General features: G+C 69.8%; 24 protein-coding genes and 1 tRNA gene. 10 read left to right on the top strand and 15 right to left on the bottom strand.

What is annotated here, in order from left to right; genetic code table 11:
• The first annotated feature begins 33 nt into the window (after positions 1 to 33).
• From IOD14_RS03960 to IOD14_RS03950, 3 genes are all read left to right on the top strand, one after another.
• Positions 34 to 1,290 carry a DUF3631 domain-containing protein gene (locus IOD14_RS03960; RefSeq protein WP_212669659.1) on the top strand — a complete coding sequence of 419 codons (1,257 nt, stop codon included), beginning with the start codon at positions 34 to 36 and terminating at the stop codon, positions 1,288 to 1,290.
• 158 nt (positions 1,291 to 1,448) lie between these two features.
• Positions 1,449 to 1,637 carry a helix-turn-helix domain-containing protein gene (locus IOD14_RS03955; RefSeq protein ID WP_212669658.1) on the top strand — a complete coding sequence of 63 codons (189 nt, stop codon included), beginning with the start codon at positions 1,449 to 1,451 and terminating at the stop codon, positions 1,635 to 1,637.
• A gap of 61 nt (positions 1,638 to 1,698) precedes the next feature.
• Entirely contained in the window at positions 1,699 to 3,078 is a 1,380-nt protein-coding gene (locus IOD14_RS03950; protein ID WP_212669657.1) for a tyrosine-type recombinase/integrase, read from the top strand.
• Between the two features lie 174 nt (positions 3,079 to 3,252).
• Here the strand turns inward: IOD14_RS03950 and IOD14_RS03945 are convergent.
• Positions 3,253 to 3,334, bottom strand: a tRNA-Tyr gene (locus IOD14_RS03945).
• Positions 3,335 to 3,569: 235 nt separating this feature from the next.
• Here IOD14_RS03945 and IOD14_RS03940 point away from each other — a divergent pair.
• Positions 3,570 to 4,058, top strand: a complete 489-nt coding sequence (locus IOD14_RS03940; protein WP_007384029.1) for a YajQ family cyclic di-GMP-binding protein — start codon at positions 3,570 to 3,572, stop codon at positions 4,056 to 4,058.
• Between the two features lie 82 nt (positions 4,059 to 4,140).
• On the opposite strand, the gene IOD14_RS03935 is transcribed toward IOD14_RS03940, so the two are convergent.
• Positions 4,141 to 4,407, bottom strand: a complete 267-nt coding sequence (locus IOD14_RS03935) for a GlsB/YeaQ/YmgE family stress response membrane protein (RefSeq protein WP_123991081.1) — start codon at positions 4,405 to 4,407, stop codon at positions 4,141 to 4,143.
• A 250-nt stretch (positions 4,408 to 4,657) separates the two neighbouring features.
• Between IOD14_RS03935 and IOD14_RS03930 the strand changes: the two genes are divergently transcribed.
• Entirely contained in the window at positions 4,658 to 5,902 is a 1,245-nt protein-coding gene (locus IOD14_RS03930) for an APC family permease (protein WP_212669656.1), read from the top strand.
• Positions 5,903 to 5,931: 29 nt separating this feature from the next.
• Here IOD14_RS03930 and IOD14_RS03925 read toward each other — a convergent pair whose 3' ends face one another.
• The 13 genes from IOD14_RS03925 to IOD14_RS44155 all read right to left on the bottom strand — a co-directional run bounded on the left by IOD14_RS03925 (position 5,932) and on the right by IOD14_RS44155 (position 18,901).
• Positions 5,932 to 6,501, bottom strand: coding sequence for an SMI1/KNR4 family protein (locus tag IOD14_RS03925; protein WP_212669655.1), 570 nt, complete (start codon positions 6,499 to 6,501; stop codon positions 5,932 to 5,934).
• Between the two features lie 155 nt (positions 6,502 to 6,656).
• Positions 6,657 to 7,049 carry a YccF domain-containing protein gene (locus tag IOD14_RS03920; RefSeq protein ID WP_123991078.1) on the bottom strand — a complete coding sequence of 131 codons (393 nt, stop codon included), beginning with the start codon at positions 7,047 to 7,049 and terminating at the stop codon, positions 6,657 to 6,659.
• Positions 7,046 to 7,909: a zinc metalloprotease HtpX gene (gene htpX / locus IOD14_RS03915; protein WP_123991077.1), complete on the bottom strand. Its 864-nt coding sequence runs from the start codon at positions 7,907 to 7,909 to the stop codon at positions 7,046 to 7,048. Before htpX ends, IOD14_RS03920 begins: the two co-directional genes overlap by 4 nt.
• A 215-nt stretch (positions 7,910 to 8,124) precedes the next feature.
• On the bottom strand, positions 8,125 to 9,678 hold the full coding sequence (locus IOD14_RS03910; protein WP_212673194.1) for an NADH-quinone oxidoreductase subunit N: 1,554 nt from the start codon (positions 9,676 to 9,678) through the stop codon (positions 8,125 to 8,127).
• 26 nt (positions 9,679 to 9,704) lie between these two features.
• Entirely contained in the window at positions 9,705 to 11,279 is a 1,575-nt protein-coding gene (locus IOD14_RS03905) for an NADH-quinone oxidoreductase subunit M (protein ID WP_123991076.1), read from the bottom strand.
• 6 nt (positions 11,280 to 11,285) lie between these two features.
• Positions 11,286 to 13,280, bottom strand: coding sequence for an NADH-quinone oxidoreductase subunit L (locus IOD14_RS03900; protein ID WP_123991075.1), 1,995 nt, complete (start codon positions 13,278 to 13,280; stop codon positions 11,286 to 11,288).
• Positions 13,277 to 13,684: an NADH-quinone oxidoreductase subunit NuoK gene (nuoK, locus tag IOD14_RS03895; RefSeq protein WP_123991074.1), complete on the bottom strand. Its 408-nt coding sequence runs from the start codon at positions 13,682 to 13,684 to the stop codon at positions 13,277 to 13,279. Before nuoK ends, IOD14_RS03900 begins: the two co-directional genes overlap by 4 nt.
• On the bottom strand, positions 13,684 to 14,430 hold the full coding sequence (locus IOD14_RS03890) for an NADH-quinone oxidoreductase subunit J (protein WP_123991073.1): 747 nt from the start codon (positions 14,428 to 14,430) through the stop codon (positions 13,684 to 13,686). Before IOD14_RS03890 ends, nuoK begins: the two co-directional genes overlap by 1 nt.
• Entirely contained in the window at positions 14,427 to 14,996 is a 570-nt protein-coding gene (locus IOD14_RS03885) for an NADH-quinone oxidoreductase subunit I (protein ID WP_123991072.1), read from the bottom strand. The genes IOD14_RS03890 and IOD14_RS03885 overlap by 4 nt, the downstream gene beginning before the upstream one ends.
• Positions 14,997 to 14,998: 2 nt before the next feature.
• Positions 14,999 to 15,967 (bottom strand): complex I subunit 1 family protein, encoded by a 969-nt coding sequence (locus IOD14_RS03880; protein ID WP_123991071.1) that lies wholly within the window; start codon positions 15,965 to 15,967, stop codon positions 14,999 to 15,001.
• A complete protein-coding gene (locus tag IOD14_RS03875) occupies positions 15,964 to 17,772 on the bottom strand; it encodes an NADH-quinone oxidoreductase subunit C (protein ID WP_212669654.1) in 1,809 nt (602 codons plus the stop codon). The genes IOD14_RS03880 and IOD14_RS03875 overlap by 4 nt, the downstream gene beginning before the upstream one ends.
• Positions 17,769 to 18,488, bottom strand: a complete 720-nt coding sequence (locus IOD14_RS03870) for an NADH-quinone oxidoreductase subunit B (protein ID WP_249125821.1) — start codon at positions 18,486 to 18,488, stop codon at positions 17,769 to 17,771. The genes IOD14_RS03875 and IOD14_RS03870 overlap by 4 nt, the downstream gene beginning before the upstream one ends.
• Positions 18,479 to 18,901, bottom strand: coding sequence for an NADH-quinone oxidoreductase subunit A (locus IOD14_RS44155; RefSeq protein ID WP_053848603.1), 423 nt, complete (start codon positions 18,899 to 18,901; stop codon positions 18,479 to 18,481). Before IOD14_RS44155 ends, IOD14_RS03870 begins: the two co-directional genes overlap by 10 nt.
• A gap of 203 nt (positions 18,902 to 19,104) precedes the next feature.
• Here IOD14_RS44155 and IOD14_RS03865 point away from each other — a divergent pair, with 203 nt between their 5' ends.
• The 5 genes from IOD14_RS03865 (at position 19,105) to IOD14_RS03845 (ending at position 26,041) form a co-directional block, all read left to right on the top strand.
• A complete protein-coding gene (locus tag IOD14_RS03865; protein ID WP_123991067.1) occupies positions 19,105 to 20,328 on the top strand; it encodes a sensor domain-containing protein in 1,224 nt (407 codons plus the stop codon).
• 112 nt (positions 20,329 to 20,440) lie between these two features.
• The gene (locus IOD14_RS03860) at positions 20,441 to 21,784 is read left to right on the top strand and encodes a sensor histidine kinase (RefSeq protein ID WP_123991066.1); all 1,344 of its coding nucleotides are present in this window, start codon (positions 20,441 to 20,443) and stop codon (positions 21,782 to 21,784) included.
• 323 nt (positions 21,785 to 22,107) lie between these two features.
• A complete protein-coding gene (locus IOD14_RS03855) occupies positions 22,108 to 22,767 on the top strand; it encodes a response regulator transcription factor (protein ID WP_277922183.1) in 660 nt (219 codons plus the stop codon).
• Between the two features lie 273 nt (positions 22,768 to 23,040).
• Positions 23,041 to 24,969, top strand: a complete 1,929-nt coding sequence (locus IOD14_RS03850) for a 2-oxoacid:acceptor oxidoreductase subunit alpha (RefSeq protein ID WP_123991065.1) — start codon at positions 23,041 to 23,043, stop codon at positions 24,967 to 24,969.
• Complete coding sequence (locus tag IOD14_RS03845) at positions 24,962 to 26,041, top strand: 2-oxoacid:ferredoxin oxidoreductase subunit beta (protein WP_212669652.1); 1,080 nt, start codon at positions 24,962 to 24,964, stop codon at positions 26,039 to 26,041. The genes IOD14_RS03850 and IOD14_RS03845 overlap by 8 nt, the downstream gene beginning before the upstream one ends.
• Positions 26,042 to 26,047 lie beyond the last annotated feature (6 nt).

Raw genomic sequence — 26,047 nt, 5'->3', positions numbered from 1 at the left:
CACGACCCGTAACTCCGAAAGGAGGAACGCCGCATGACCAGCCCCAACACCCCCATCGACGGCGCCGCGCTACTCGATGAGGTCGAAGCGTTCCACCGCAGGTTCAACGTCTTCCCCACCGAGCACGCCTACGTCGCGGTCGCCCTGTGGGACGCGCACGCCCACTTGATCGACGCGTTCGACGGCACCGCCCGTCTCGCGTTTCTCTCCCCCGAGCCCGGATCGGGCAAGTCCCGCGCTCTGGAGATCGTGGAGACCCTCACCCCTCGGGCGGCCACCACCGTCAATGCCTCCGCCAACGCCCTGTTCCGGCTGGTGGAGGCTGACGGAGGAACCCCGACGCTACTCTTCGACGAGATCGACACCGTGTTCGGTCCCAAGGCCGGCGGCAACGAAGAGGTCCGCGGGTTCCTCAACTCCGGCTACCGGCGCGGCGCCAAGTCCCTGCGCTGCGTCGGCGACGGCTCGAACCAAAGCACCGAGTGGTTCTCCTCGTTCTGCGCGGTCGCCATGGCCGGACTCGGCTCACTGCCGGACACGATCCTGACCCGCTCGGTCATCATCCGCATGCGCAAGAAGGCCCCCAACGAGAAGGCCGAACCCTACCGCCGGCGCGTCCACGAGAAGCAGGGCCACGCTCTGCGGGATCGACTCGCCGACTGGGCCATCACCATTCATGACCAGGTCGCACAGGCCTGGCCGGAGATGCCCGAGGGTGTGTCCGACCGGCCCGCCGACGTATGGGAGCCGCTCCTGGCGGTCGCCGACGCGGCCGGCGGGCACTGGCCCGAACGGGCCCGCACCGCCTGCGTCGCGCTCATCAAGGCCGCTTCCCAGGGTGATGAGGCATCCCTCGGGGTGCGCCTGCTCACCGATCTGCGCGACCGGGTGTTCTGCGGGGCCGACCGCATGCCCAGCGCCGCCATCCTCGAAGTCCTGCTGGGACTCGATGACGCCCCGTGGGCCGATATGAGCGAGGACGGACAGAGCACCAAACCGCTCACCGCACGTGGCCTGTCCAAGCTCCTGAGCCAGTACGTACGCCCCGACAACACTCCCATCAAGCCCCGCGGCATCCGCGTCGGCAGCGGCACTCCCAAGGGCTACTACGCGGAAGACCTCAGCGACGCCTGGACCCGCTACTGCCCCCCTCCCCCCGAGAAGTCCGCAACATCCGCAACGTCCGCAACACTGCAGGTCAGCGAGGGTGAATCTGTGGCGGAAGACCCCTCCGAGAGCCGCCACATGTCCGCGGAAACCGACACACGGCAACTCCGCATCGCTGGCTGACCAGCCACAACCACAAGGTGCCGCCGCGCGCCCCGCGCGGCGGCACCTATCCGCAACACAACCGGCATCCGCCACAGAACCAAGCCGCTGACCAGCAATGTTGCGCTGTGGCGGATGTTGCGGATTCCTCAGAAGGCCCGAGACAAGGAGTCGCAACAATGGCTCGCCCCAAGATGCTCAAGCTCTCCGAAGTCCTCGAAGAGATCGACATGAGCCGCGCCGCCTTCTATCGAATGCGCGCACGGGGCAAGGCCCCGAAGCTGATCAAACTGCCCAACGGCCAGCTCCGCTGCCGCCGCGTCGACCTCGACGCGTGGTGGGCGTCCATGGAAGACGCTGCCGCCTGACCATCTCCCGCACGCACGAGACACGAGGGGCCCGCTTCCGGCGGGCCCTTCTGGAGTTCCTATGGCAATGACCTACGACGTTCGCCTCTACGCAATCGAGGTTCGCAAAGATCGTCCGAAGCCCTACCGCGTGCGCTGGCTGGTCGGGGAGCGCAAGCACTCCAAAAGCTACGCACTGAAGGTCCAAGCCGAGGGGCGTCGCTCGGAACTGATGTCTGCCGTACGGCGCGGCGACCAGTTCGATGAGGAGACGGGCCTCCCCCTATCTGAGTTGCGCGCCAAGCAGAGTTCCGTCACGTGGTACGAGCACAGCCGCGCGTACGTCGACCGCAAGTGGGCGCTGGCCCCGGCGAAGTCGCGGAAGAACTACGCCGATGCGCTGGCCACCATCACCCCTGCGCTCGTGAAGACGCAGGCGGGAATGCCCGATGCCGCGCTCATGCGACGCGCGCTGTACGGGTGGGCGTACAACCGGAAGCGTTGGGACGAGACCCCACCGGACGATGTGGCTCGTGCCCTCGCCTGGATCGCCAAGCACTCCATGCCGGTCACTGCGATGGAGGATCCAGCAACCGTCCGTCTCGCTCTGGACGCGTTGTCACTACGGCTGGACGGCAAAGAGGCATCACCGCGCACCGCGAAGCGCAAGCGGGCCTGTCTGAGCGACGTTCTTGGACTCGCCGTGGAAAAGCAGTACTTCACCATTCCGGTCAACCCGATCACGATCGTGAAATGGACCGCCCCGAAGTCGGTGGAAGCGGTGGACCCCGAGAGCGTCGCCAACCCTCGCCAGGTCCGCGCCCTGCTGGCGGGGGTGCGTGAGCAGGGCCCGCGTGGACGGCATCTGGAAGCGTTCTTCGGGTGCCTGTACTACGCCGCCATGCGTCCAGCCGAGGCCGCTGGACTGCGGGTGAACCAGTGCCACCTCCCGGAGACTGGGTGGGGGATGCTCACCCTTCGACAGGGAGTTGTCCGCGCCGGACGGAGTTGGACCGACGACGGCACGGCGCACGAGACGCGCCACCTCAAGGCCCGCGCGAAGAAGGACTCCCGTCCGGTACCGATCCCACCGCACTTCGTCCGCCTCCTGCGAGAACACATCTCCACGCACGGGACGGCACCCGATGGCCGCCTCTTCCGGACGAACCGCAACGGCGTTCTACAAGAGACCGGCTACGGCGAGGTTTGGGCCAAAGCCCGGAATGACGTACTGACCCAAGCGGAAACGTCCTCGCTGCTGGCCCGCCGTCCCTACGACCTCCGGCACGCCGGCGTCTCGTTCTGGCTCAGCTCCGGAGTGGACGCCATGGAATGTGCCCGCCGTGCTGGACACAGCATCGCGGTACTGCACAAGGTGTACGCCAAGGTCCTTGACCAGACGCGCGAGCGCGCGAACAGCCGGATCGACGCAGCACTTCGGGAGTGGAACGAGCCCGAGTGATGATGTTCACCCCCGGGGGACACCTGGGGGACACGCACTGATCGACGGTGGGATATGGGCGGTACGAGGTGAGACACGTCCACGTCCCGGCCACAGCGAATCGGACAGCGCGAGCAACGCAGAGACCCCCTCTCACCAGGTAATTAACCTGGTGAGAGGGGGTCTCTCTCAGCGTGGCGGCGCCAGGATTCGAACCTGGGAAGGCTGAGCCGGCAGATTTACAGTCTGCTCCCTTTGGCCGCTCGGGCACACCGCCGGGGTTGCTGCCCTTCGAACCGTCTTTCGGCGGTGCTCCGTGGCAACGACGTAAACAATACCCGATGCCGAGGGGTGCTTCGCCACCCGATTGATCTGCGCCCGGAGGCCATGGGGTGACTAGGCTTGGGCGGATGCGGCCCGGGTCCACGACGGGCTCGGCGCCCGCCCCCACGTACGCCGATACGCATCCGTACGCACGCCGATACGCACCCCGATACAAGGAGCCACAGGACATGGCCGACTCCAGTTTCGACATCGTCTCGAAGGTCGAGCGGCAGGAGGTCGACAACGCCCTCAACCAGGCCGCCAAGGAGATCTCCCAGCGCTACGACTTCAAGGGCGTGGGTGCCTCGATCTCGTGGTCCGGTGACAAGATCCTGATGGAGGCGAACTCCGAGGACCGGGTCAACGCCGTCCTCGACGTCTTCCAGTCCAAGCTGATCAAGCGCGGGATCTCGCTGAAGGCGCTCGACGCGGGCGAGCCGCAGCTCTCCGGCAAGGAGTACAAGATCTTCGCGTCGATCGAGGAGGGCATCTCCCAGGACAACGCCAAGAAGGTCGCGAAGATCATCCGTGACGAGGGCCCGAAGGGCGTGAAGGCCCAGGTCCAGGGCGACGAGCTGCGGGTCAGCTCGAAGAGCCGTGATGACCTGCAGTCCGTCATCGCTCTGCTGAAGGGCAAGGACTTCGACTTCGCGATCCAGTTCGTGAACTACCGGTGAGCCGCTGATCCACCGATCCACGAGGAAGGGTGGGCACCTGGCCGGTGCCCACCCTTCTCGCCTGCTGGCTGCGGTTCGGGGGTCAGTCGCGCGAGTTGCCGAACAGGAGACGGTAGGCGATCAGGAGCACGAGGGAGCCGCCGATCGCGGCGGCCCAGGTGGCCCCGTCGTAGAAGCTCTTGGTGACCGGGTGGTCCAGCCAACGGGCCGATATCCAGCCGCCGATGAACGCGCCCGCGACGCCGATGAGGGTCGTCCCGATGAAGCCGCCCGGGTCCCGGCCCGGCAGCAGGAACTTGGCGATGGCTCCGGCCAACAGCCCGAGGATGATCCAGCCGACGATGCTCATGCCCTGAACCTGCCCTTCCGCGCTGTGCCCGCACTGCCCGGGGACTGTGATCTTCGTCCCGGCAGTCAGGGCCAGTGCTTGTGCACATGGGTCGTACGTCTTGCTCGTGCGGTCTGCTCGCACGCCTGCTCGTACGTCCTGCCTGTGCGCCTTGCGTTCGGTCTTCGTCGAGCGGGTGTTCGCGTCCCGTTGTTGAAGAGGACGTCAGGGCCGCACCGCGCGGTTGCAGGGGATCAGTAGGGTGCGGCCCATGACGCATTCCGGTGCCGAGCTGCGGCGCACGCTGGGAGTAGGGGACGCCGTCGTCATCGGTCTCGGCTCGATGATCGGCGCGGGGATCTTCGCCGCCCTGGGGCCGGCGGCGCACGCGGCCGGATCAGGGCTGCTGCTCGGGCTCGCGCTCGCCGCCGTGGTCGCCTACTGCAACGCCACTTCCTCGGCGCGGCTGGCCGCCCTGTACCCGGCCTCCGGCGGCACCTATGTGTACGGGCGGGAGCGACTCGGACCGTTCTGGGGTTATCTCGCCGGCTGGGCGTTCGTGGTCGGGAAGACGGCCTCCTGTGCGGCGATGGCGCTGACGGTGGGGGCGTACGTCTGGCCGGGGCAGGCCCATGCCGTGGCCGTCGCGGCCGTGGTGGCGCTGACCGCGGTGAACTACGGCGGGATCCAGAAGTCCGCCTGGCTGACCCGGGCGATCGTGTCGGTGGTCCTCGCTGTCTTCGCTTCCGTGGTGGTCGTGTGTGCGGGCTCCGGTGCCTCGGAGTTCGGGCGGCTGGATGCCGGGGTCTCCGGTGGTGTGGACGGGGTGCTGCAGGCGGCCGGTCTGCTGTTCTTCGCGTTCGCCGGGTACGCGCGTATCGCGACCCTCGGTGAGGAGGTGCGGGACCCCGCACGCACCATCCCCCGCGCGATCCCCTTGGCCTTGGGCATCACGTTGGTGGTGTACGCGGCGGTGGCGGTGGCTGTCCTTTCCGTGCTCGGTGCCGATGCTCTGGGCCGTGCGGACGCACCGCTGGCCGAGGCCGTGCGGGCGGCCGGGGTGCCAGGGCTCGTGCCGGTGGTGCGGGTGGGTGCTGCCGTGGCCGCGCTCGGCTCGCTGCTCGCGCTGATTCTGGGTGTCTCAAGGACGACACTGGCCATGGCCCGGGATCGGCATCTGCCGGGCGTGCTGTCCGCCGTGCATCCCCGTTTTCAGGTGCCGCACCGGGCCGAGCTGGCCGTGGGCGCGGTGGTCGCGGTCCTCGCCGCCACGGTGGACGTACGGGGCGCGATCGGTTTCTCCTCCTTCGGTGTCCTGGCGTACTACGCGGTGGCCAACGCGTCGGCGTGGACGCTCGGTTCGGCTCCGGCGGCCCGGGGGGTGCCGGTGGTGGGACTGCTCGGGTGTGTGGTGCTGGCGTTCGCCCTGCCCGGGGTTTCGGTGGTCGCGGGCGCGGGGGTGCTCGCTATCGGCGTGGTGGCGTACGGCGCACGGAAGTGGTGGGCGGGGCGGTAGCTTCCGTGGGCTTGTGCCCCTGGAGGCCGTCAGGTCGCGTGGGCCGGCGGTGCCGTGCGTATCCGGAATTCCGCCCAAGGAGCCATCTCCAGCTCTTCGTTCATCTCCTCGTACCAGCCCGTGCCGTCGACCCAGGTCTGCAGCCAGTTCGTGAGGGTGGGGGCGTCGACGAACCAGGAGGTGTCGCAGTCGCCGGCGTTCGGCTCGAAGAGGAGGACGGTGGCTTCCGGGCTGTGGCAGTCCACGCACGCGTACATCGCGCAGCCCCAGTGGGAAATCGGCAGGACACCCTCGGGCCAGGGCCAGTCGGGGTCCTTGCTGCCGCTCTTGCGATTCTCCAGGTACTGGACGACGGCAGCGGGCTCGCCTGCCGGAGGGCTGTCGAGCAGTGGCAACAGGCCGTACTCGGGACCGAATCCGCCGTCTCCTATCCGCAGGTAGAGGTCGGCGAGCAGCGGCGGCAGGCGGAAGCCCAGCGCGGCCTCGGCGCGGGACAGGGTGGCCGCGTCCACCGGCTCGGGGAGGGAAGCCCAGCCCCACGGACGGGTGCTGCGGGCCTTGTCCGCCACCCGTGCCAGCAACTGCTCGCTCTCGGTCATGCATTCATCATGCAGGGCGGCACTGACAGTCGGGCAGACCTGTGGAGAACCTACGGGTTGTGGAAAACCCGGGGTGAACCTCGGGGCGAGCTCGGCCGGGGTGACACTCCACCGGCCCAGCGGCCCAACAGCCCACCGGTCTGCGGGTCACCCGGTCAGCGGGCCGCGAACGGCTCGTCCGTGGGGACGATTTCGCGGCCCAGCGGGAACAGGGACACGGGGATCAGCTTGAAGTTGGCGATGCCGAACGGGATGCCGATGATCGTGAGGCACAGGACGAGACCGGTGGCGATGTGGCCGAGCGCCAGCCACCAGCCGGCGAGGACCAGCCACAGGACGTTGCCCAGGCAGGAGGGCGCGCCCGCGTCGCGGCGCTCGATCGTGGTGTACCCGAAGGGCCACAGGGCGTAGACGCCGATACGGAAGGCCGCGATCCCGAACGGGATGCCGATGATGGTGATGCAGAGCAGCGCGCCCGCGGCCAGGTACGCGAGGAAGAGCCAGAAGCCGCTCAGGACGAGCCAAATGACGTTCAGGATGGTTTTCACTGGGGTCGACCTGCCATCTTCTCGAGCCGGGCGATGCGCTCCGCCATCGGCGGGTGTGTCGAGAACATCTTGGACAGTCCCTGGCCAGGGCGGAAGGGGTTCGCGATCATCATGTGGCTCGCGGTCTCGATGCGCGGCTCGGGAGGCAACGGCAGCTGCTTGGTGCCCATTTCGAGCTTGCGCAGGGCGCTGGCGAGGGCGAGGGGGTCGCCGGTGAGCTGGGAGCCGGACGCGTCCGCCTCGTACTCCCGCGAGCGGCTGATGGCCAGCTGGATGAGAGTGGCCGCCAGCGGACCGAGAATCATGATCATCAGCATGCCGAGGAGGCCCGGGCCGTCATCGTCGTCGGAGCGGCCGATCGGGATCAGCCAGGCGAAGTTGACCAGGAACATGATCACGGAGGCGAGAGCACCGGCGACCGACGAGATCAGGATGTCGCGGTTGTAGACATGACTGAGTTCGTGGCCGATGACACCCCGCAGTTCGCGCTCGTCCAGCATGCGCAGGATGCCGTCGGTGCAGCACACGGCGGCGTTGCGCGGGTTGCGGCCGGTCGCGAAAGCGTTGGGTGCCTCGGTCGGCGAGATGTACAGGCGCGGCATGGGCTGACGGGCCTGGGTGGAGAGTTCGCGGACCATGCGGTACAGCGCCGGTGCCTCGAACTCGCTCACCGGGCGGGCGCGCATCGCGCGTAGAGCCAGCTTGTCGCTGTTCCAGTACGCGTACGCGTTGGTGCCCAGCGCGATCAGGACGGCCACGACCAACCCCATGCGGCCGAAGAAGCTGCCGATGACGATGATGAGTGCGGACAGTCCCCCGAGGAGGACTGCTGTCCTGAGCCCGTTGTGCCGGCGGTGCACGGTACGCCCTCCAAGTGGTGCAGCAGGGGAACCCTTTGCTTGCTGGTCTCCGATGTCTTCCGATGCCACCGGTCCGTGGTGTCACGTCCAGTGGACCTTCCCGTCTTGCTCAACGCCAGGCGAGGGCCACTAGTTCCCTTGTGCGCACGGAGGCCCAGGTGGGCCGTCCGGGTGACGGCCCAGGAGGGGCGGTTCAGGTTCGGCAGGTCGCCGGTTCAGAAGAGTCCGGTGTCGGCGAAGCGCAGCACCAGTTGGGGTGCGCCCGAGAGGGCGACGCCGAGGACGCCGGTCAGGGCGAGCGCGGCGGTGAGGGGGGCGGGGACGCGGTGGCCGGCGGGTTCGCCCTCCGGGGCCCGGAACAGCAGCGTCGTCCACTGGAGGTAGTAGAACAGCGCGATCACGACGTTGACGGCCATGACCACGGCGAGCCAGCCGAGGCCCGCGTCCACGGCCGCCGAGAAGACGGTGACCTTGGCGAACAGGCCGATGATGCCCGGCGGCAGTCCCGCCAGGCAGAGCAGGAAGAAGGCCAGGAGGAGAGCGGCGAGCGGGTTGGTCGCGTAGAGGCCTCGGTAGTCGGTGATGCGGTTCGCTGCCTTCGTACGACCCACCAGGGCGGCCACCGCGAAGGCGCCGAGGTTCACGGCGGCGTACATGAGGGCGTAGGCGACGGTGGAGCCGACGGAGCGCTCGGCGTCGTCGGAGTACGCGGCGGCGGCGATCGGGACGAGGAGGTAGCCGGCCTGGCCCACGGAGGACCAGGCGAGCAGCCGTACGGCGCTGTACGCGCGCGTGGCCTGCTGCCGGAGGGCGCCGACGTTGCCGACGGTCATGGTGAGCGCGGCCAGCGCGGCGAGCGCCGGGCCCCAGACGTCGGCGTACGACGGCAGGGCCACGACGGTGATCAGGATCAGGCCGGAGAAGCCGACCGCCTTGCCGACGACCGACAAGTAGGCGGCGATCGGGAGGGGCGCCCCTGCGTAGGTGTCGGGCACCCAGAAGTGGAAGGGCACGGCGGCTGTCTTGAAGGCGAAGCCGACGAGGGTGAGGACGACTCCGGTCTGGGCGAGGGTGTGGAGCTGTCCGTCGACGTGCTGGATGCGGTCGGCGACCTGGGTGAGGTAGAGGGTGCCCGTGGAGGCGTACACGAAGCTGATGCCCATGAGGCTGACCGCGGTCGCGGTGACCGACGACAGGAAGAACTTCAGGGCCGCTTCGGAGGACTTCCTGTCGCCGTGCCGGATGCCGACGAGGGCGAAGGCGGGCAGGGAGGCGACTTCCAGGGCGACGATCAGGGTCGCCAGGTCGCGGGAGGCCGGCAGGAGCGCGGCGCCGGCGGCTGACGAGAGCAGCAGGAACCAGTACTCCCCTTCGGGGATCCTCTTGTCGGCGTCCTTGAGGGTGGTGACCGACAGGAGGGCCGCCAGGAGAGCGCCGCCCAGGACGAGGAACTGGATGACGAGCGTGAAGCGGTCGGCGGTGTAGCTGCAGGCGTCGGCGTCCCCGGTCAGGCAGAAGGTGCTGCGGTCGCCGTCCAGGAGGGGCAGCAGCAGGAGCGCGGAGGCGGCCAGACCTGCGACGGAGATCCAGCCGAGCAGGGCCTTCTTGTGCCGGTCGACGAACAGGTCGGCGACGAGGACGCCGAGACCGACGACAGCCGCGAGGGTCGGCGGTGCGATGGCGAGCCAGTCGACCGACTGGACCAGGTTCGCGGCCGTCGCGGCCGGCGGATCGGCCGGCGAAGCCAGTGGCGCGGTCGGCGAAGCCATTGACTGGGCCATGGCGGCCAGGGTGCTCATCGGGTGCCTCCTGCGAGGAGCTGCTGGACGGCCGGGTCGGTGAGGCCGAGGAGAGCCTTCGGCCACAGGCCCGCCACGACGGTGAGGGCGACGAGCGGCGTCCAGGCCGCGAACTCGTACGTGTGGACGTCGGCGAGCCGCGGGGCGTCCTGGGCCACGGAGCCCATGCAGACGCGGCGGACCACGACGAGCATGTACGCGGCCGTGAGAAGGGTGCCGAACGCGCCGATCGCCATGAAGGTGAGGAAGGCGGGGCGGCTGAGGTCCTCGGCGGGCTTGAAGGCGCCGAACAGCGCCAGCATCTCGCCCCAGAATCCGGCGAGGCCGGGCAGTCCGAGCGACGCGACCGCTCCGAAGGCCAGGAGGCCGCCGAGGCGCGGGGCCTTGCCGTACAGGGCGGCGCCGGTCTCCTCGGCGAGGGTGTCGAGGTCGGTGGTGCCCGTGCGGTCCTTGAGTGCGCCGACGAGGAAGAACAGGAGGCCGGTGATGAGGCCGTGGGCGATGTTGGCGAACAGTGCGCCGTTCACGCCGGTCGGGGTCATGGTGGCGATGCCGAGCAGGACGAAGCCCATGTGGCCGACGGAGGAGTAGGCGATGAGGCGCTTGAGATCGCCCTTCGCGCCCCGCTTGGCCAGGGCGAGGCAGGCCAGGGATCCGTAGATGATCCCGACGACGGCGAAGGCGGCGAGGTAGGGCGCGAAGTCGCGGAAGCCGTCGGGCGCGATCGGCAGCAGAATACGGACGAACCCGTACGTACCCATCTTCAGCAGGACGCCCGCGAGCAGGACCGAGCCGACGGTCGGCGCGGCGGTGTGGGCGTCGGGCAGCCAGCTGTGCAGCGGCCACATCGGGGTCTTGACCGCGAGCCCGATCCCGACCGCCAGAACGGCGATGACCTGCACGGATGTGGTCAGCGACCGGCCGTTGTCAGTGGCGAGTGCCACCATGTCGAATGTGCCCGCCTTGATCCCGATCAGGAGCAGGCCGAGCAGCATGACGACCGAGCCGAGCAGTGTGTAGAGGATGAAACGCCAGGCGGCGGCCTGGCGCTCCGCGCCGCCCCAGCGGGCGATGAGGAAGTACATCGGGATGAGCACCATCTCGAACGCGAGGAAGAACAGCAGCAGATCGAGGACGGCGAAGGTCGCGAGGGTGCCGGACTCGAGGACGAGCAGCAGCGCGACGAAGGCTTTCGGGGTCGGGCCCGCAGGCATCTTGAAGTACGAGTAGAGCGCGCAGAGGAAGGTCAGCAGCGCGGTCAGGACCAGAAGGGGGAGGGAGATGCCGTCGATGCCGAGGTGGATGCGCACGTCGAGTGCGGGGATCCAGCTGATGTCGGTCGTGGCCTGCATCTTCGAGGGATGGTCGTGGTCGAAGCCGAGCGCGAGGACGATCGCGGCCATGAGGATCACGCCCGTGACCGTCACACCGTGCCGCAGCACGGCCTGGTCGGGTGACTTCCCCTTCAGTCCGGGCGGGGCCGGCAGCAGGGCTGTGACGGCGCCGAGAAGCGGTCCGGCCACGATCAATGCCAGAAGGAACTGCATCACGGACTCGTTGATATCGATCACGCCTGCTCACGCTCCCGTGGCGACGAGGACGACGGCGACCGCGAGGACGACGGTGCCGGCGAGCAGCGCGCTCACATAGGTCTGGAGATTTCCGGTCTGGGCGCGTCGTACGGCGGTGCCGAGCCAGCGGGGCAGTGCGCCCGCGCCGCGTACATAGGTCTCGACGACCTCGCGGTCCAGGAACCGGACGAGGGTGGCTCCGGCCTGGACCGGGCGGACGAAGAGGGCGGCGTACAGGGCGTCCAGGTGGAAGCCGACGGCCGCGTGGCGGTGCAGGGGGCCGAGCAGCAGCCGTCCGGGGTCCGCGGGGTCGGGCGCCTGTGCCACGTCTCCGTACGCGGGCTCGTGGCTGGCGATGGCCTCGGCCTCGACGAGTCCGGCGTCGCCCTCGGGGTGGGCGGCGACCGCGCCGAGCGGGACCCGGGCCGCGACCGCCCTGGTGTGCCGCCAGGCGGCGTAGGTGACGATGCCGCCGATCAGGGCCACGCCCGTGCCGGTGACGGAGGTGGTGAGGGTCGGGGTGAGGTCGCGGCCGTCGAACCAGTCGGGCAGCACGCGGTAGGCGAACGCGCCGAGGGCCAGGGAGGGGGCCGCGAGGACCCACAGCACCACAGTCATCGTCAGCGGCTGGCGGCCGTGGTCGGGCGCTTCGACGCCCCGCCCGTAGAAGGCCAGCAGCCACAGACGGGTCGCGTACGCGGCCGTCAGCAGGGCGGTGAGGAGGCCGGCGACCAGGGTGATCCAGCCCGCGGCACCGGGAGCGTGCTCGGTGTGGCCGGTGGCGACGTGCTCGGCGGCGCCGAGGACGGACTCCTTGGAGAAGAAGCCGCTGAAGGGCGGGATCGCGGCGAGCGCGAGGAGCGCCACGGTCATCGTCCAGTAGGCGTCGGGGACCCGGGCGCGCAGGTCCTTCATCCGGGACATGGCGGCCAGTGAGTTGGTGCCGGCGGCGTGGATGATCACGCCGGCCGCGAGGAACAGCAGCGCCTTGAAGGCGCCGTGGGACAGGAGGTGGAAGACGGCGGCACCGCGGTCGCCGACGGCGAGGGCACCGGTCATGTAGCCGAGCTGCCCGATCGTCGAGTAGGCGAGGACTCGCTTGATGTCGTCCTGGGCGAGAGCGGCGAGACCGGAGCCGAGCATCGTGACGGCGGCCATGACGGCGAGGACCACCATCGCGGCCTGGGAGGCCTCGAAGACCGGGAGGAGACGGGCGATGAAGTAGACACCGGCGGCGACCATCGTCGCGGCGTGGATCAGCGCGGAGACGGGGGTGGGGCCCGCCATCGCGTCGGGAAGCCAGGTGTGCAGCGGGAACTGCGCCGACTTGCCCGCCACGCCCGCGAGGAGGAGCAGGGCGATCAGGGTCGGGTGCTCGAGTCGGCCGTGCGCGACGGCGTCGAGGACCTGCGTGATCCGGAAGGACCCTGCGTCGGTGGCCAGCGCGAACAGGCCGATCAGGAAGGGGACGTCACCGAGCTTGGTCACCAGGAAGGCCTTGAGGGAGGCGGCGCGGGCCTCCGGGGTCTCCCAGTAGTGGCCGACCAGGAAGTACGAGCAGATACCCATGATCTCCCAGCCGACCAGCAGCACGATCAGGTCGCCGGAGTAGACGACGAGCAGCATCGCGGAGGTGAAGAGGGAGACCAGGGCGGCGTACGAGGGGTAGCGCGGGTCGTCGCGCAGGTAGCCCGTCGAGTAGATCTGCACGCAGGTGGCGACGAAGGCGACCAGGACGGCGACGAGGGCGGCGAAGCCGTCGATGTGCAGGGCGAGTTCGATCGGGACCGAGCCGGTCGGGGTGAGTTCGGTGGCGGCGTTCACCGTCTGGTCGCCGCCCTGGCGTACGGCCACCACCGCGGCGAGCGCGAGGGCGGCCAGGGGCGGCAGGACGGCGAGCGGGCGGACGAAGCCGGGAGCCGTGCGGCCGAGGAGCAGGCCGGCGGCGGCGCCCAGGAAGGGAAGGAGGGGGACGAGGACGGCGAGGGTGGTCGTGGTCACGCGGTGGCCTCAGCCTTCCCGGTCCGCCCGGATTCCGCGGCCTGCTCGGCCGTGCGGGCTTCGTCGTCGGAGGCGTCGGGTTCGTGGCCCTCGGCCGTGTCGCGGAGCTTGTCGATGTCGGCGGTGCCGCGGTTGCGGTGGACGGCGAGGACGATCGCCAGGCCGATGCCGATCTCGGCGGCGGCGATGGCGATGGTGAACAGGGTCAGGGCCTGGCCGGAGTGCAGGGTCTCCTCGGCGGTCTTGCTGAGCCAGACGTCGAAGGCGACCAGGTTCAGGTTGACGGCGTTGAGCATCAGCTCGACCGACATGAGGACGAGGATCGCGTTGCGGCGGGCGAGGACACCGTAGAGGCCGGTGCAGAAGAGGAGAGCGGAGAGTACGGCGGGATAGGCGAGGTGCATCAGCGGGCGCCTTCCTGCTCGGTCGACTCGGATTCCCTGGCCGACTTGGTTCCCTTGTCCTGCTCGGTTCTCTTGTCCTGCTCGGTTCCCTTGGCCGACCCAGTTCCCGCAATCGGATCATTTCGCCTGATCGTGTGATTACGGGAATCAGGGACGGATGGGGAACCACCGGTCGCGGCTCGGGAGTTCACAGGGGGAGAACCCGACTCCGCCTTCGCCTTGCGGGACAGGACGATCGCGCCGACCAGTGCCGCGAGGAGCAGGACGGAGAGGGCCTCGAAGGGGAGGACCCAGTTCTGGAAGAGGCTCGCGCCGGTGGCCTCGGTGGAGCCGGCGGCGGGGCCGTCCAGGTCGATCCAGGTGGTGCGGAAGGCGTCGGCGACCACCCAGACCAGAGCGGCCGCCGCGGCGAGGGCCACCACCAGGGCGGCCCAGCGGTTGCCGGAGTCGGCGTCCGGGGAGCGGCCGATGGGGGCCCTGGTGAGCATCAGACCGAACAGAAGGAGGACGACGACGGAGCCCACGTAGATGAGGACCTGCACCCAGGCGATGAACTCGGCGGTGAGCAGGAGGTATTCGACGGCGAGGCCACCGAGGGCCACCACCAGCCACAGAGCGGCGTGCACCAGCTGCTTGGTGGTGACGGTGACGATCGCGGCACCGAAGGTGACCAGGCCGACGAGGAGGAAGGCGACCTCGACGCCGGTCGGGGAGAGGAAGCCGTGCGCCTCCTGAGCGAGGGTCACGACTCTTCCCCCTCAGGGCCAGCCGGCGTGATCGGCTCCGCCTGAGCCGCAGCCAGCTTCTCGGCGGTCTTGCGGGCGGTGGCGATCTCCTTCGGTTCCTCGGCACCGGGGTCCAGAGCCGGTGGGGCCGGGACGGTCCACATCCACTCGCGGAGCTTGTCCCGCTCGTGGGTGAGGTCACGGATGTCGGTCTCGGCGTACTCGAACTCCGGGGACCAGAACAGGGCGTCGAAAGGACACACCTCGATGCAGATACCGCAGTACATGCAGAGGGAGAAGTCGATGGCGAAGCGGTCGAGGACGTTGCGGCTGCGCTCGCGGCCGCCGGGGGTCGCCGCCGGGACCGTCTCCTTGTGGGAGTCGATGTAGATGCACCAGTCGGGGCACTCACGGGCGCACAGCATGCAGACCGTGCAGTTCTCCTCGAACAGGCCGATCACCCCGCGGGTGCGGGGCGGGAGGTCGGGCTGGGTGTCCGGGTACTGCTCGGTGACGGTCTTCTTCGTCATCGTGCGCAGGGTGACGGCCAGGCCCTTGGCCAGGCCCGAGCCGGGAATGGGGGCCATGGTTACTGGATCACCACCTTGACGATGCCGGTGAGGGCGATCTGTGCGAGGGAGAGGGGGACGAGGAGGGTCCAGGAGAGTTTCTGGAGCTGGTCCTCGCGCAGGCGGGGGTAGGTCACGCGGAGCCAGATGACGACGAAGGCGAGCAGGGCCGCCTTCAGGAGGGTCCAGACCCAGCCGAGACCGTCCGCGCCCCAGGGGCCGTGCCAGCCGCCCAGGAAGAGGACGGTGGTCAGGCCGCACAGGACGACGATTCCGGCGTACTCGGCGAGGAGGAAGAGGGCGAAGCGCAGGCCGGTGTACTCGGTGTAGGCGCCGAAGATGATCTCCGAGTCGGCTACCGGCATGTCGAAGGGAGGGCGTTGGAGTTCGGCGAGGCCGGCGACGAAGAAGACGATCGCGCCGACGATCTGCCAGGGCAGCCACCACCACTGGAAGGCGTCGAGGATGCCGGGGAGGGAGACGGTTCCGGCCGCCATCGCCACCGAGGCGGCGGTGAGGAGCATCGGGAGCTCGTAGGCGAGGAGCTGTGCGGCGGTGCGGAGGCCGCCGAGGAGGGAGAACTTGTTGGCGGAGGCCCAGCCGGCCATGAGGGAACCAAGGACGCCCACGCCCATCACGGCGAGCACGAAGAACACGCCGGCGTCGACGACCTCACCGACGGCGCCCTCGCCGGGGCCGATCGGGATGGCGAGGAGGACGAGCAGGTAGGGCAGGAGGGCGACAGCGGGGGCGAGTTGGAAGACACGGCGGTCCGCGCCCGCCGGTACGACGTCTTCTTTCTGGGCGAACTTCACGCCGTCGGCGACGAGTTGGGCCCAGCCGTGGAAGCCGCCTGCGTACATCGGGCCCAGGCGGCCCTGCATGTGGGCCATCACCTTGTGCTCGGTCTGGCCGATGAGCAGGGGGAAGGTGAGGAAGACGACGAAGACGATCAGGAGTCGCAGGGCGACGTCGAGAGCGTCGTTCACTGCGGGCCTCCTGCGGGCTTGTCGGGGGCGGGGTTGTCGGGGGTGTGCTTGTCGGGGGTCGAGGGCTGCTCGTTCGGGGGTGAGTTCTCGGTGGCCGGGGAGCTCTCCGAAGCCGGGGGCTTCTCGGAGGTCTTGCGCACGTCGGGCTCCTCGGTCTCCGCGGGCTCGTCGGCTTCCGCAGACTCCTCGGACTCCTCGGACTCCCCATAACGCTCGGAGGCTTCGCTGTCCCTGGACGAGGAAGGGGGTTCGGAGGCCCCGGTGCTCCCGGATGAGGAGGGGCTCTCGGGGACCCCGGTGTCCTCTTGTGTGGGGGGCCGCTTCAGTTCCTGGTCGTCGAAGGCCGGGCGGGCGTGGTGCCACGGTGCGTCCGGGCTGCGAGGGGTGGTGGGGGGCTTCGGCTGCTCGGGGTTCGCGCTCGCGTCTGCGGCCGACGACTCGGAGTCGGTCGCGGTGCCACGCCGGCTCGCGGATCCGCTGGAGGCGGTACGTGCTCGACGGGGCCCACTCGGGGCGCCGCCCGCCGCTCGCGGGTGCTGCGGTTCGGGGGCATCCGAGGCCGGGCCATCCGACTCGGGGGCGGGTGCGTTGGTCACCGAGGCGTCCGACGTGGACGCGGGCAGGTCCGTCGCCGGTGCCTCGGACTCGGACGCGCGGTCGGCCGGGGCTGCCGAACCGGCGTCGGTGCCGGCAGCTCCCGGTGCCGTCTGGCTGGTGGAGCCCTGAGCAGCGGTACGTGCACGCCGGGGCGCACCCGTCGGCGCGGTCACGGGAGCGCCGTCCGCCGCCCCGGGTGCGGTCTGGCTCGCGGAGCCTTCGGCCGCCGTACGAGCACGACGCGGGCCGCTTCCCGCAGCCCCGACCGCACTCGAGCCCCCAGACGCCTCCCCCTGACTCGCCGACCCTTCGGCCGCCGAACGCGCCCGACGCGGACCAGCCCCAGCCGCACCGGCCGCCCCAGGTGCCCCCGCGGCCCCCGGCGTCTCCGCCTGACTCGCCGACCCCTCCGCCGCCGAACGCGCCCGACGCGGGCCGCTTCCCGCAGCCCCGGCCGCAGTCGACGCGCCCGACACACCAGCCGCACCCGCCGACCCAGGCGCCCCCGCGGCCCCCGGCGCCTCCGCCTGACTCGCCGACCCCTCCGACGCCGAACGCACCCGGCGGGCGGGGCGGTCGGTGGTGGGGCGGGTGGGGCGTTCTCCTGGGGTGCGGGAGGGGCGGGTGGGGGCTGGGGGGAGCTGGCCCTTCTGGGGACCCCATTCGTTCGGGTCGGGGACTCCTGGGGGGAGCATCTGGCGGCGCTTGGGGCCGCCGTGTTCGGACTCGCCCGGTTCCTTGGCGCCGGGCCAGGCCTTGGCGACGCGGGCGGCCAGGACGAAGTCCTTGCGGAGGGGGTGGCCCTCGAAGGTTTCCGGCAGGAGGAGGTGGTTCAGGGAGGGGTGGCCCTCGAAGGTGACGCCGAACATCTCGTGGGTCTCGCGCTCGTGCCAGGCGGCACCGGCGTAGATGTCGACGGCGGTGGGCAGCACCGGGGTCTCGTGGGAGACCGTCGTGCGCAGGAGCAGGCGGCGTACCGGGGAGAGGGCCGCGACATGGGCGGCCACGCGGAAGCCGGTGCCGGGTTCGTCGACGGCGCTGAGCCAGTCGAAGTAGGTGCAGCCCAGTTCGTCGCGTGCGACGCGCAGTGCGGTGAGCCAGCTGGTGGGCGGGACGTCGACCGTCAGGACCTCGTAGGACTCCTCGGCGGTGGCCTCGGGGCCGAAGAGTTCCTCGGCGGGGGCGGGGAGCCAGCCGACGGCGGTCACCGTGCGTCCCCCTCACCCGGAGTCGGAGTCGGCGCTGGCGGCCTGACCAGCCCGCTCTGCAGCGCAGCCGTCGACGGGCCGGCCGCGGGCGTCCCGTACCGCTCCCCCAGCGACTCCCTGGCGATCTTCTCCTGGAGCTTCAGGATTCCCTGGAGGAGCGCCTCGGGCCGGGGCGGGCAGCCGGGGACGTAGACGTCGACGGGGATGATCTGGTCGACGCCCTTGGTGACGGAGTAGGAGTCCCAGTACGGGCCCCCGCAGTTGCTGCACGCGCCGAAGGAGATGACGTACTTCGGTTCCGGCATCTGTTCGTACAGGCGCTTCACGGCCGGTGCCATCTTGTCCGTGACCGTGCCGGAGACGACCATCAGGTCGGCCTGGCGCGGGCCCGGGGCGAAGGGGATGACGCCGAGGCGGATGAAGTCGTGGCGGGCCATGGACGCGGCGATGAACTCGATGGCGCAGCAGGCGAGACCGAAGTTGAAGACCCAGAGGGAGTAGCGGCGGCCCCAGTTGAGGATCACCTTCATCGGCTCGGGGGCGAGGCGGGCGAGGGCACCCAGCCGTTTCGGCTCCGGCAGCAGGACCGGTTCCGTGACGGCGGAGCTCTCAGAGGCCCCGGCGGCGGAGCTCTCCGGAGCCCCGGCGGCGGAGTCGGCCGCGGAGCTCGCAGAGGACCCGGCAGCGGCGGGGCCGGCCGCGGGGTTCACGTCCATGCCAGGACACCCTTCTTGTACGCGTACAGCAGGCCCACGGCGAGGAAGCCGAGGAAGATGAACATCTCGACGAGGGTCGTCGCGCCGTAGCCGGGGGCCGCGAAGACCGTCGCCCACGGGAACAGGAAGATCGAGTCGACGGCGAAGATGACGTACAGGAAGGCGTAGACGTAGTAGCGCACCTGGGTGTGGGCCCAGCCCTCGCCGACGGGGTCGACCCCGCACTCGTACGTCAGGAGCTTCTCGGGCGTGGGCACCACGGGTCGCAGCAGACGGCCCGCTCCGAAGGCGACGGCGACGAACAGGACGCCGACGACGGCGAGCAGTCCGACGACCGAGTACGACTGGAAGTAGTCCGCCGCGACGACGGTCGGATCGACGACGGTTGCATCGACGACGGTCGGTTCCGGCACGTCCGCCCCTCGCTCCCTGTGAAGACGCTGAACATGACTGTTCGACGATCTGTACGCACGGGAGTCTAGGCCCTGATAAAGGGACGGTAAGCAGCCCGTCACCCGAGGAAAGCCGCCCGAAAGGCCGAGGTGGGGTTTTCCCCAGCAAGCCGCGGCGGTCCGCCTCATGGCGCGCGGCCGTCTCGCCCGGCACGCTAGCCCATATGACCGAACGCCACTCGTCCCCGAGCCGTGCCGTGACCACCGGCAGAGACGGCGGAACCGACGACGGCCGGCCGCCGCCGGCCCGTATCGCCTTCGACGCGCACACCTGGAAGGAGATCGCGCATCTCCTGGCGAATCTCCCGGTGTCGATCCTCGGCTTCGTCTACGTCGTGACGGTGCTCTTCACCGGCTTCTGGCTGACCGTCACCGTGATCGGGTTCCCGCTGCTCGCGGCGGGTCTGCTGGGCGCGCGGCAGCTGGGCAAACTGGAACGGGCCCGGGCCCGGGCGCTGCTAGGGGTGCGGGTGGACGAACCGAGCCCCCTGCCGTGGCGCAGCAGGAACGGCGGCAACGGCTTCTTCGCGCAGCTGTGGATGGGGGTGAAGGATCCCGTGGGCTGGCGGACGGTGCTGTACGAGTTCATCCGGTTGCCCTGGGGAGTGCTCACCTTCTCCATCACGCTGACCTCGTTGTTCGTGCTGTGGCCGGTGCTGCCGTTCATCGCGCGGGGGCTCACCAACGTCGACCGGGCGATGGTGCGCGGTCTGCTGTCGCCCTCCGACGAGCTGGAACGCCGTATCGCCGAACTGGAGTCGGACCGGGGGGTCGTGGTCGACGCGGCCGCGTCCGATCTGCGGCGTATCGAGCGCGACCTGCACGACGGGGCGCAGGCCCGGCTGGTCAACCTGGCCATGGGGCTCGGCCTCGCGAAGGAGAAGCTCCTGGAGGACCCGGAGTACGCGCAGGCGATGGTCGCGGAGGCGCACGGCGAGGTGAAGCTGGCGCTGCAGGAGCTGCGGGACCTGGCGCGGGGCATCCATCCGGCCGTGCTGACCGACCGCGGCCTGGACGCGGCCCTGTCGAGCGTCGCCTCGCGCTGCACGGTCCCGGTGAAGGTGACCGCCGACCTCGACGCGCGGCCGGTCGCGGCGATCGAGGGGATCGCGTACTTCACCGTCTCCGAGCTGCTGCAGAACATCAGCAAGCACAGCGGGGCGCGGTCGGCGTCGGTCGACGTGTGGCGGACGGAGGACCGGCTGCTCATCCAGGTCTGGGACGACGGCCGCGGCGGCGCCGACCTCGACGGCGGCACGGGCATGCGCGGGCTGGCGGAGCGGCTCGACGCGGTCGACGGGCTGTTCGTCGTCGACTCGCCGCCGGGCGGCCCGACGGTCGTCACGGCGGAGCTGCCGTGGCGGGACCGGACCCCGGGCGAGAGGTAGGGAAAACCCCCCTTCCAAGACGCCGACGGCCTCCATGGTCCACGGACCTGCGGCGCAGCAGGGTGGAGGTACGACACCACAGGCGCGGGACGAGAGAAGAAGGACGACGTCGATGGCCACGGACTACGGGTACGACAGTGGGCTCGGGTTCCCCGAGACGGTACGGCGGCACCGGGTGCCGGCCGGGCTGCGGGCGCCGTTCGAGGGGCGGACCTGGCGGGAGTTCGGCTATGTGCTGCTGAGCCTGCCGATCAGCATCGTCATGTTCGTGTACGCCGTCACGATGGTCTCGCTCGGCGCGGGCCTGCTCGTGACCTTCCTCGGGATCCCGGTGTTCGCAGCGGGGCTCGCGGGGTGCCGTGCGCTCGGGGCGATGGAGCGGGCTCGGGCGCGGGGCCTGCTGGGTCTCGAGGTCGGCGATCCGGAGCCGCTCAGGAAGCGCGGGTCCGGGTTCATGGCGTGGGTCGGGGCGGTGCTGAAGAGCGGGACGTCGTGGCGGACGCTGCTTTACTCGGTGCTCCACCTGCCGTGGGCGACGTTCTCGTTCGTCGTCGCGGTGAACTTCTGGGTCTACGGCTGGGCGCTGCTGACGTATCCGCTGTGGTTCTGGGTCTTCCCGGCGTACGTCGGTCAGGACGGGCTGCAGCTGTACGGCGACGAGACCCACCACATCTACCTGGACAACCCGTTCGAGATCGGTGTGACGGCGCTGGTGGGGCTGCTGTTCACGCTGGCCACGCCGTGGATCGTGCGGGCGCTGACGACGGTGGACCGGGTGATGGTGCACGGGCTGCTGGGGCCGAGCCGGCTGTCGGCACGGGTGGTGGAGCTGGAGTCGGACCGGGGGGTCGTGGTGGACACGGCGGCGGCGGATCTGCGGCGGATCGAGCGGGATCTGCACGACGGTGCGCAGGCCCGGCTGGTGGCGCTGGCGATGGATCTGGGGCTGGCGAAGGAGAAGCTCACGGAGGATCCCGAGGCCGCGGCGCGGATGGTGGACGAGGCGCACGGTGAGGTGAAGACGGCGCTGCAGGAGCTGCGGGATCTGGCGCGGGGGATTCATCCGGCGGTGCTGACGGACCGGGGGCTGGACGCGGCGCTGTCGTCGGTGGCCTCTCGGTGCACGGTGCCGGTGCAGGTGGAGGTGGACCTTCCCTCGCGGCCGGCGCCGGCGATCGAGGGCATCGCGTACTTCACGGTGTCGGAGCTGCTGCAGAACATCAGCAAGCATGCGCGGGCGACGTTCGCCGCGGTGGATGTGTGGCGGGTGGAGAACCGGCTCATGCTGCAGGTCGTGGACAACGGGGTGGGCGGGGCCGACGCGTCCTCCGGGTCGGGGCTGGCGGGGCTCGCGGAGCGCTTGGACGCGGTGGACGGGATCCTGGTGGTGGACTCGCCTGCCGGGGGGCCCACGCGGGTGACCGCGGAGTTGCCGTGGCGGGGTGACCGGGTGTGACGGGGAGGGTGTGACGGGTTCCGTGGGTGCTGCGGGGCGGTGGGGGTGCTTACTCGCCCCGCCGCCCTTGCCCGTTCCCGTCCCAGGGACGCCGCCCCTTCGACCCCGGCCCCCTTCGACCCGGCCCCTTCGACCCCGGCCCCCTTCGACCCTTCGCCCTTGGACCCCTGAGGGCTGCGCCCCCGATTCTCGGCCCTTTGTTCGTATCTATCGGCCCCTAATCCCGTTGCCCGCGCCCGCCCGCATCCGAATGCTGGAATGCTGGACTTGTCCAGCAGGTGGGCAGGGAGTGGGCTGGGGGGCCGAGAGTCGTGGAGGACAGGGTGCGGGTGGTCATCGCCGAGGATTCAGTGCTGCTGAGGGAGGGCCTGACCCGGTTGTTGACCGACCGTGGGCACGACGTCGTGGCCGGTGTGGGCGACGGAGAGGCACTGATCAAGACCATCGGTGAGCTGGACGCTCAGGGCGAGCTGCCCGACGTCGTGGTCGCCGATGTGCGGATGCCTCCGACGCATACGGACGAAGGCGTGCGAGCCGCCGTACAGCTGCGCAAGGCACATCCCGGACTCGGGGTACTCGTACTCTCGCAGTACGTGGAGGAGCGGTACGCCACCGAGCTGCTGGCCGGGTCCAGTCGCGGAGTGGGGTACCTGCTCAAGGACCGGGTCGCGGAGGTGCGTGAGTTCGTGGACGCGGTGGTGCGGGTGGCCGAGGGCGGGACCGCTCTCGACCCCGAGGTGGTCGCCCAGTTGCTGGGACGCAGCCGCAAGCAGGACGTGCTCGCGCATCTCACCCCGCGGGAACGGGAGGTCCTGGGACTCATGGCCGAGGGACGCACCAACTCGGCGGTCGCGCGGCAGCTCGTCGTCAGCGACGGGGCGGTGGAGAAGCACGTCAGCAACATCTTCCTGAAGCTCGGGCTGTCCCCGAGCGACGGCGACCACCGACGGGTGCTGGCGGTGCTGACCTACCTGAACTCCTGACCATCTGACACCGTGTCAGACAGCAGGGGCGGCGGTCCGGCGGCCGGGAAAGGGCCGCTCGGACCGAGAACCGAAGAACGATGAGGGAGCGTCTTCAAGGAAAGCGCCGGGGGGCGAGCAAATCGTGACAAGTCAGGGTGTCGTAACGTCTCAAAACCGCGTCCATCATGCGAATGGCCGAGGGAAGGCGACCCTTGCGGTCGTAGGGTTGATCCTGGGAAGGCCTGCGGGAAGGCCGCTCCCGAACAGCCGCCTCGAGGGAGGTCCAGTTCAGTGACCAGTCAGGTCAGCAGCCCAGCGGAGCAGGCCGACGAAGCCGTCGTGGGAGAGCAGCGCAAAGAGGCAGGCGTGAAGGACGTCCGCCGCCTCGACCGGGTGATCATTCGATTCGCGGGCGACTCCGGTGACGGGATGCAGCTCACCGGGGACCGTTTCACCTCGGAGACCGCGTCCTTCGGCAACGACCTGTCCACCCTTCCCAACTTCCCCGCCGAGATCCGGGCCCCTGCCGGAACCCTGCCGGGTGTCTCCTCCTTCCAGCTCCACTTCGCCGACCACGACATCCTCACGCCGGGCGACGCGCCGAACGTGCTCGTGGCCATGAACCCCGCCGCCCTCAAGGCGAACATCGCCGATCTGCCGCGTGGCGCGGAGATCATCGTCAACACGGACGAGTTCACCAAACGGGCGATGCAGAAAGTGGGGTACGCGGCCTCGCCGCTGGAGGATGGATCGCTCGACGGTTACAGCCTTCATCCGGTCCCCCTGACCACGCTGACCGTCGAGGCCCTCAAGGATTTCGACCTCAGTCGCAAAGAGGCCGAGCGCAGCAAGAACATGTTCGCGCTCGGCCTCTTGTCGTGGATGTACCACCGGCCCACCGAGGGCACGGAGAAGTTCCTGCGGACCAAGTTCGCGAAGAAGCCGCAGATCGCCGAGGCGAACCTGGCGGCGTACCGCGCCGGCTGGAACTTCGGCGAGACGACGGAGGACTTCGCCGTCTCCTACGAGATCGCCCCGGCCACGAAGGCCTTCCCGGTCGGCACCTACCGCAACATCTCCGGGAACCTGGCGCTGTCCTACGGGCTGGTCGCCGCGTCTCGCCAGGCGGACCTGCCGTTGTTCCTGGGCTCGTACCCGATCACACCGGCTTCGGACATCCTGCACGAGCTGAGCAAGCACAAGAACTTCGGTGTACGGACCTTCCAGGCCGAGGACGAGATCGCGGGCATCGGCGCTGCGCTGGGCGCTGCCTTCGGCGGCTCGCTCGCGGTGACGACGACCTCGGGGCCGGGGGTGGCCCTGAAGTCGGAGACCATCGGCCTCGCGGTCTCCCTGGAGCTGCCGCTCCTGGTCATCGACATCCAGAGAGGCGGCCCGTCCACCGGTCTGCCGACCAAGACCGAGCAGGCCGACCTGCTGCAGGCGATGTTCGGGCGCAACGGCGAGGCGCCGGTGCCGATCGTCGCCCCCCGGACCCCGGCCGACTGCTTCGACGCGGCGCTGGAGGCGGCCCGGATCGCGCTGACGTACCGCACTCCGGTGATGCTGCTCTCGGACGGCTACCTGGCCAACGGCTCCGAGCCCTGGCGGATCCCGGAGCTGGACGAACTCCCGGACCTGACCGTGCAGTTCGCGCAGGGGCCGAACCACGTCCTGGACGACGGCACCGAGGTCTTCTGGCCCTACAAGCGCGACCCGCAGACCCTCGCCCGCCCCTGGGCCGTGCCCGGCACACCCGGTCTTGAACACCGCATCGGCGGAATCGAGAAGGAGGACGGCACGGGCAACATCTCCTACTCCCCCGCCAACCACGACTTCATGGTCCGCATCCGCCAGGCCAAGATCGACGGCATCGACGTACCGGATCTGGAGGTCGACGACCCGCACGAGGCGCGCACGCTGGTGCTGGGCTGGGGATCGACGTACGGCCCCATCACGGCGGCGGTACGACGGCTGCGGACGGCCGGGGAGTCGATCGCGCAGGCGCATCTGCGCCACCTCAACCCCTTCCCGCGCAACCTGGGCGCGGTGCTGAAGGCGTACGACAGGGTCGTCATCCCGGAGATGAACCTCGGGCAGCTCGCCACGCTGGTGCGGGCGAAGTACCTGGTCGACGCGCACAGCTACAACCAGGTCAACGGCATGCCGTTCAAGGCCGAACAGCTCGCCACGGCTCTCAAGGAGGCCATCGATGGCTGAGACGTCCACGGAAGGCACGGGCACGATCGAGGCACTCACGCTCGTCCCCAAGGCCGAGGGCCGCCAGAGCATGAAGGACTTCAAGAGCGACCAGGAAGTCCGCTGGTGCCCCGGCTGCGGTGACTACGCGATCCTGGCGGCCGTTCAGGGGTTCATGCCGGAGCTGGGGCTGGTCAAGGAGAACATCGTCTTCGTCTCGGGCATCGGCTGCTCGTCGCGGTTCCCGTACTACATGAACACGTACGGTATGCACTCCATCCACGGGCGGGCGCCGGCGATCGCGACGGGTCTCGCGGCCTCGCGCCGCGACCTGTCGGTGTGGGTGGTCACGGGTGACGGGGACGCGCTGTCGATCGGCGGCAACCACCTGATCCACGCCCTGCGGCGGAACGTGAACCTGAAGATCCTGCTGTTCAACAACCGAATCTACGGCCTCACCAAGGGGCAGTACTCCCCCACCTCCGAGGTCGGCAAGATCACGAAGTCGACGCCGATGGGGTCGCTGGACGCCCCCTTCAACCCGGTGTCCCTCGCCATCGGCGCGGAGGCGTCCTTCGTGGCGCGGACGGTGGACTCGGACCGCAAGCACCTCACGTCGGTCCTGCGAGAGGCGGCCGCCCACCCCGGCACCGCCCTGATCGAGATCTACCAGAACTGCAACATCTTCAACGACGGGGCCTTCGAGGCGCTGAAGGACAAGCAGCAGGCCGAGGAGGCGGTGATCCGTCTGGAGCACGGGCAGCCGATCCGCTTCGGGACGGACCTGTCCAAGGGTGTGGTCCGCGATCCGGCGACGGGTGACCTGAAGGTGGTCACGGTGACGCCGTCGAACGAGTCGCAGATCCTCGTCCACGACGCGCACGCGTCATCCCCGACGACGGCTTTCGCCCTGTCCCGCCTGGCCGACCCGGACACGCTGCACCACACCCCGATCGGAGTGCTGCGGTCGGTGGACCGGCCGGTGTACGACACCCAGATGTCGGACCAGCTGGACTCGGCGATCGAGCAGAACGGCAAGGGGGATCTGGGAGCGTTGTTGGCCGGGGGCGATACCTGGACGGTGGTCGGGTAGTACCGA

Source organism: Streptomyces sp. A2-16 (genome assembly GCF_018128905.1).
Taxonomy (GTDB): Bacteria; Actinomycetota; Actinomycetes; order Streptomycetales; family Streptomycetaceae; genus Streptomyces.
This window is presented reverse-complemented; position numbering and strand designations above follow the sequence as displayed.

Excerpts from the sequence above, each read along its gene's own strand:
- IOD14_RS03845 (WP_212669652.1), top strand. The coding sequence starts at position 24,962 with ATGGCTGAGACGTCCACGGAAGGCACGGGCACGATCGAGGCACTCACG.
- IOD14_RS03885 (WP_123991072.1), bottom strand. The coding sequence starts at position 14,996 with ATGGCCCCCATTCCCGGCTCGGGCCTGGCCAAGGGCCTGGCCGTCACC.
- IOD14_RS03865 (WP_123991067.1), top strand. The coding sequence starts at position 19,105 with ATGACCGAACGCCACTCGTCCCCGAGCCGTGCCGTGACCACCGGCAGA.
- IOD14_RS03935 (WP_123991081.1), bottom strand. The coding sequence starts at position 4,407 with ATGAGCATCGTCGGCTGGATCATCCTCGGGCTGTTGGCCGGAGCCATC.
- nuoK (WP_123991074.1), bottom strand. The coding sequence starts at position 13,684 with ATGCACCTCGCCTATCCCGCCGTACTCTCCGCTCTCCTCTTCTGCACC.
- IOD14_RS03910 (WP_212673194.1), bottom strand. The coding sequence starts at position 9,678 with ATGGCTTCGCCGACCGCGCCACTGGCTTCGCCGGCCGATCCGCCGGCC.
- IOD14_RS03870 (WP_249125821.1), bottom strand. The coding sequence starts at position 18,488 with ATGGACGTGAACCCCGCGGCCGGCCCCGCCGCTGCCGGGTCCTCTGCG.
- IOD14_RS03930 (WP_212669656.1), top strand. The coding sequence starts at position 4,658 with ATGACGCATTCCGGTGCCGAGCTGCGGCGCACGCTGGGAGTAGGGGAC.
- IOD14_RS03950 (WP_212669657.1), top strand. The coding sequence starts at position 1,699 with ATGGCAATGACCTACGACGTTCGCCTCTACGCAATCGAGGTTCGCAAA.
- IOD14_RS03955 (WP_212669658.1), top strand. The coding sequence starts at position 1,449 with ATGGCTCGCCCCAAGATGCTCAAGCTCTCCGAAGTCCTCGAAGAGATC.
- IOD14_RS03860 (WP_123991066.1), top strand. The coding sequence starts at position 20,441 with ATGGCCACGGACTACGGGTACGACAGTGGGCTCGGGTTCCCCGAGACG.
- IOD14_RS03960 (WP_212669659.1), top strand. The coding sequence starts at position 34 with ATGACCAGCCCCAACACCCCCATCGACGGCGCCGCGCTACTCGATGAG.
- IOD14_RS03940 (WP_007384029.1), top strand. The coding sequence starts at position 3,570 with ATGGCCGACTCCAGTTTCGACATCGTCTCGAAGGTCGAGCGGCAGGAG.
- IOD14_RS03925 (WP_212669655.1), bottom strand. The coding sequence starts at position 6,501 with ATGACCGAGAGCGAGCAGTTGCTGGCACGGGTGGCGGACAAGGCCCGC.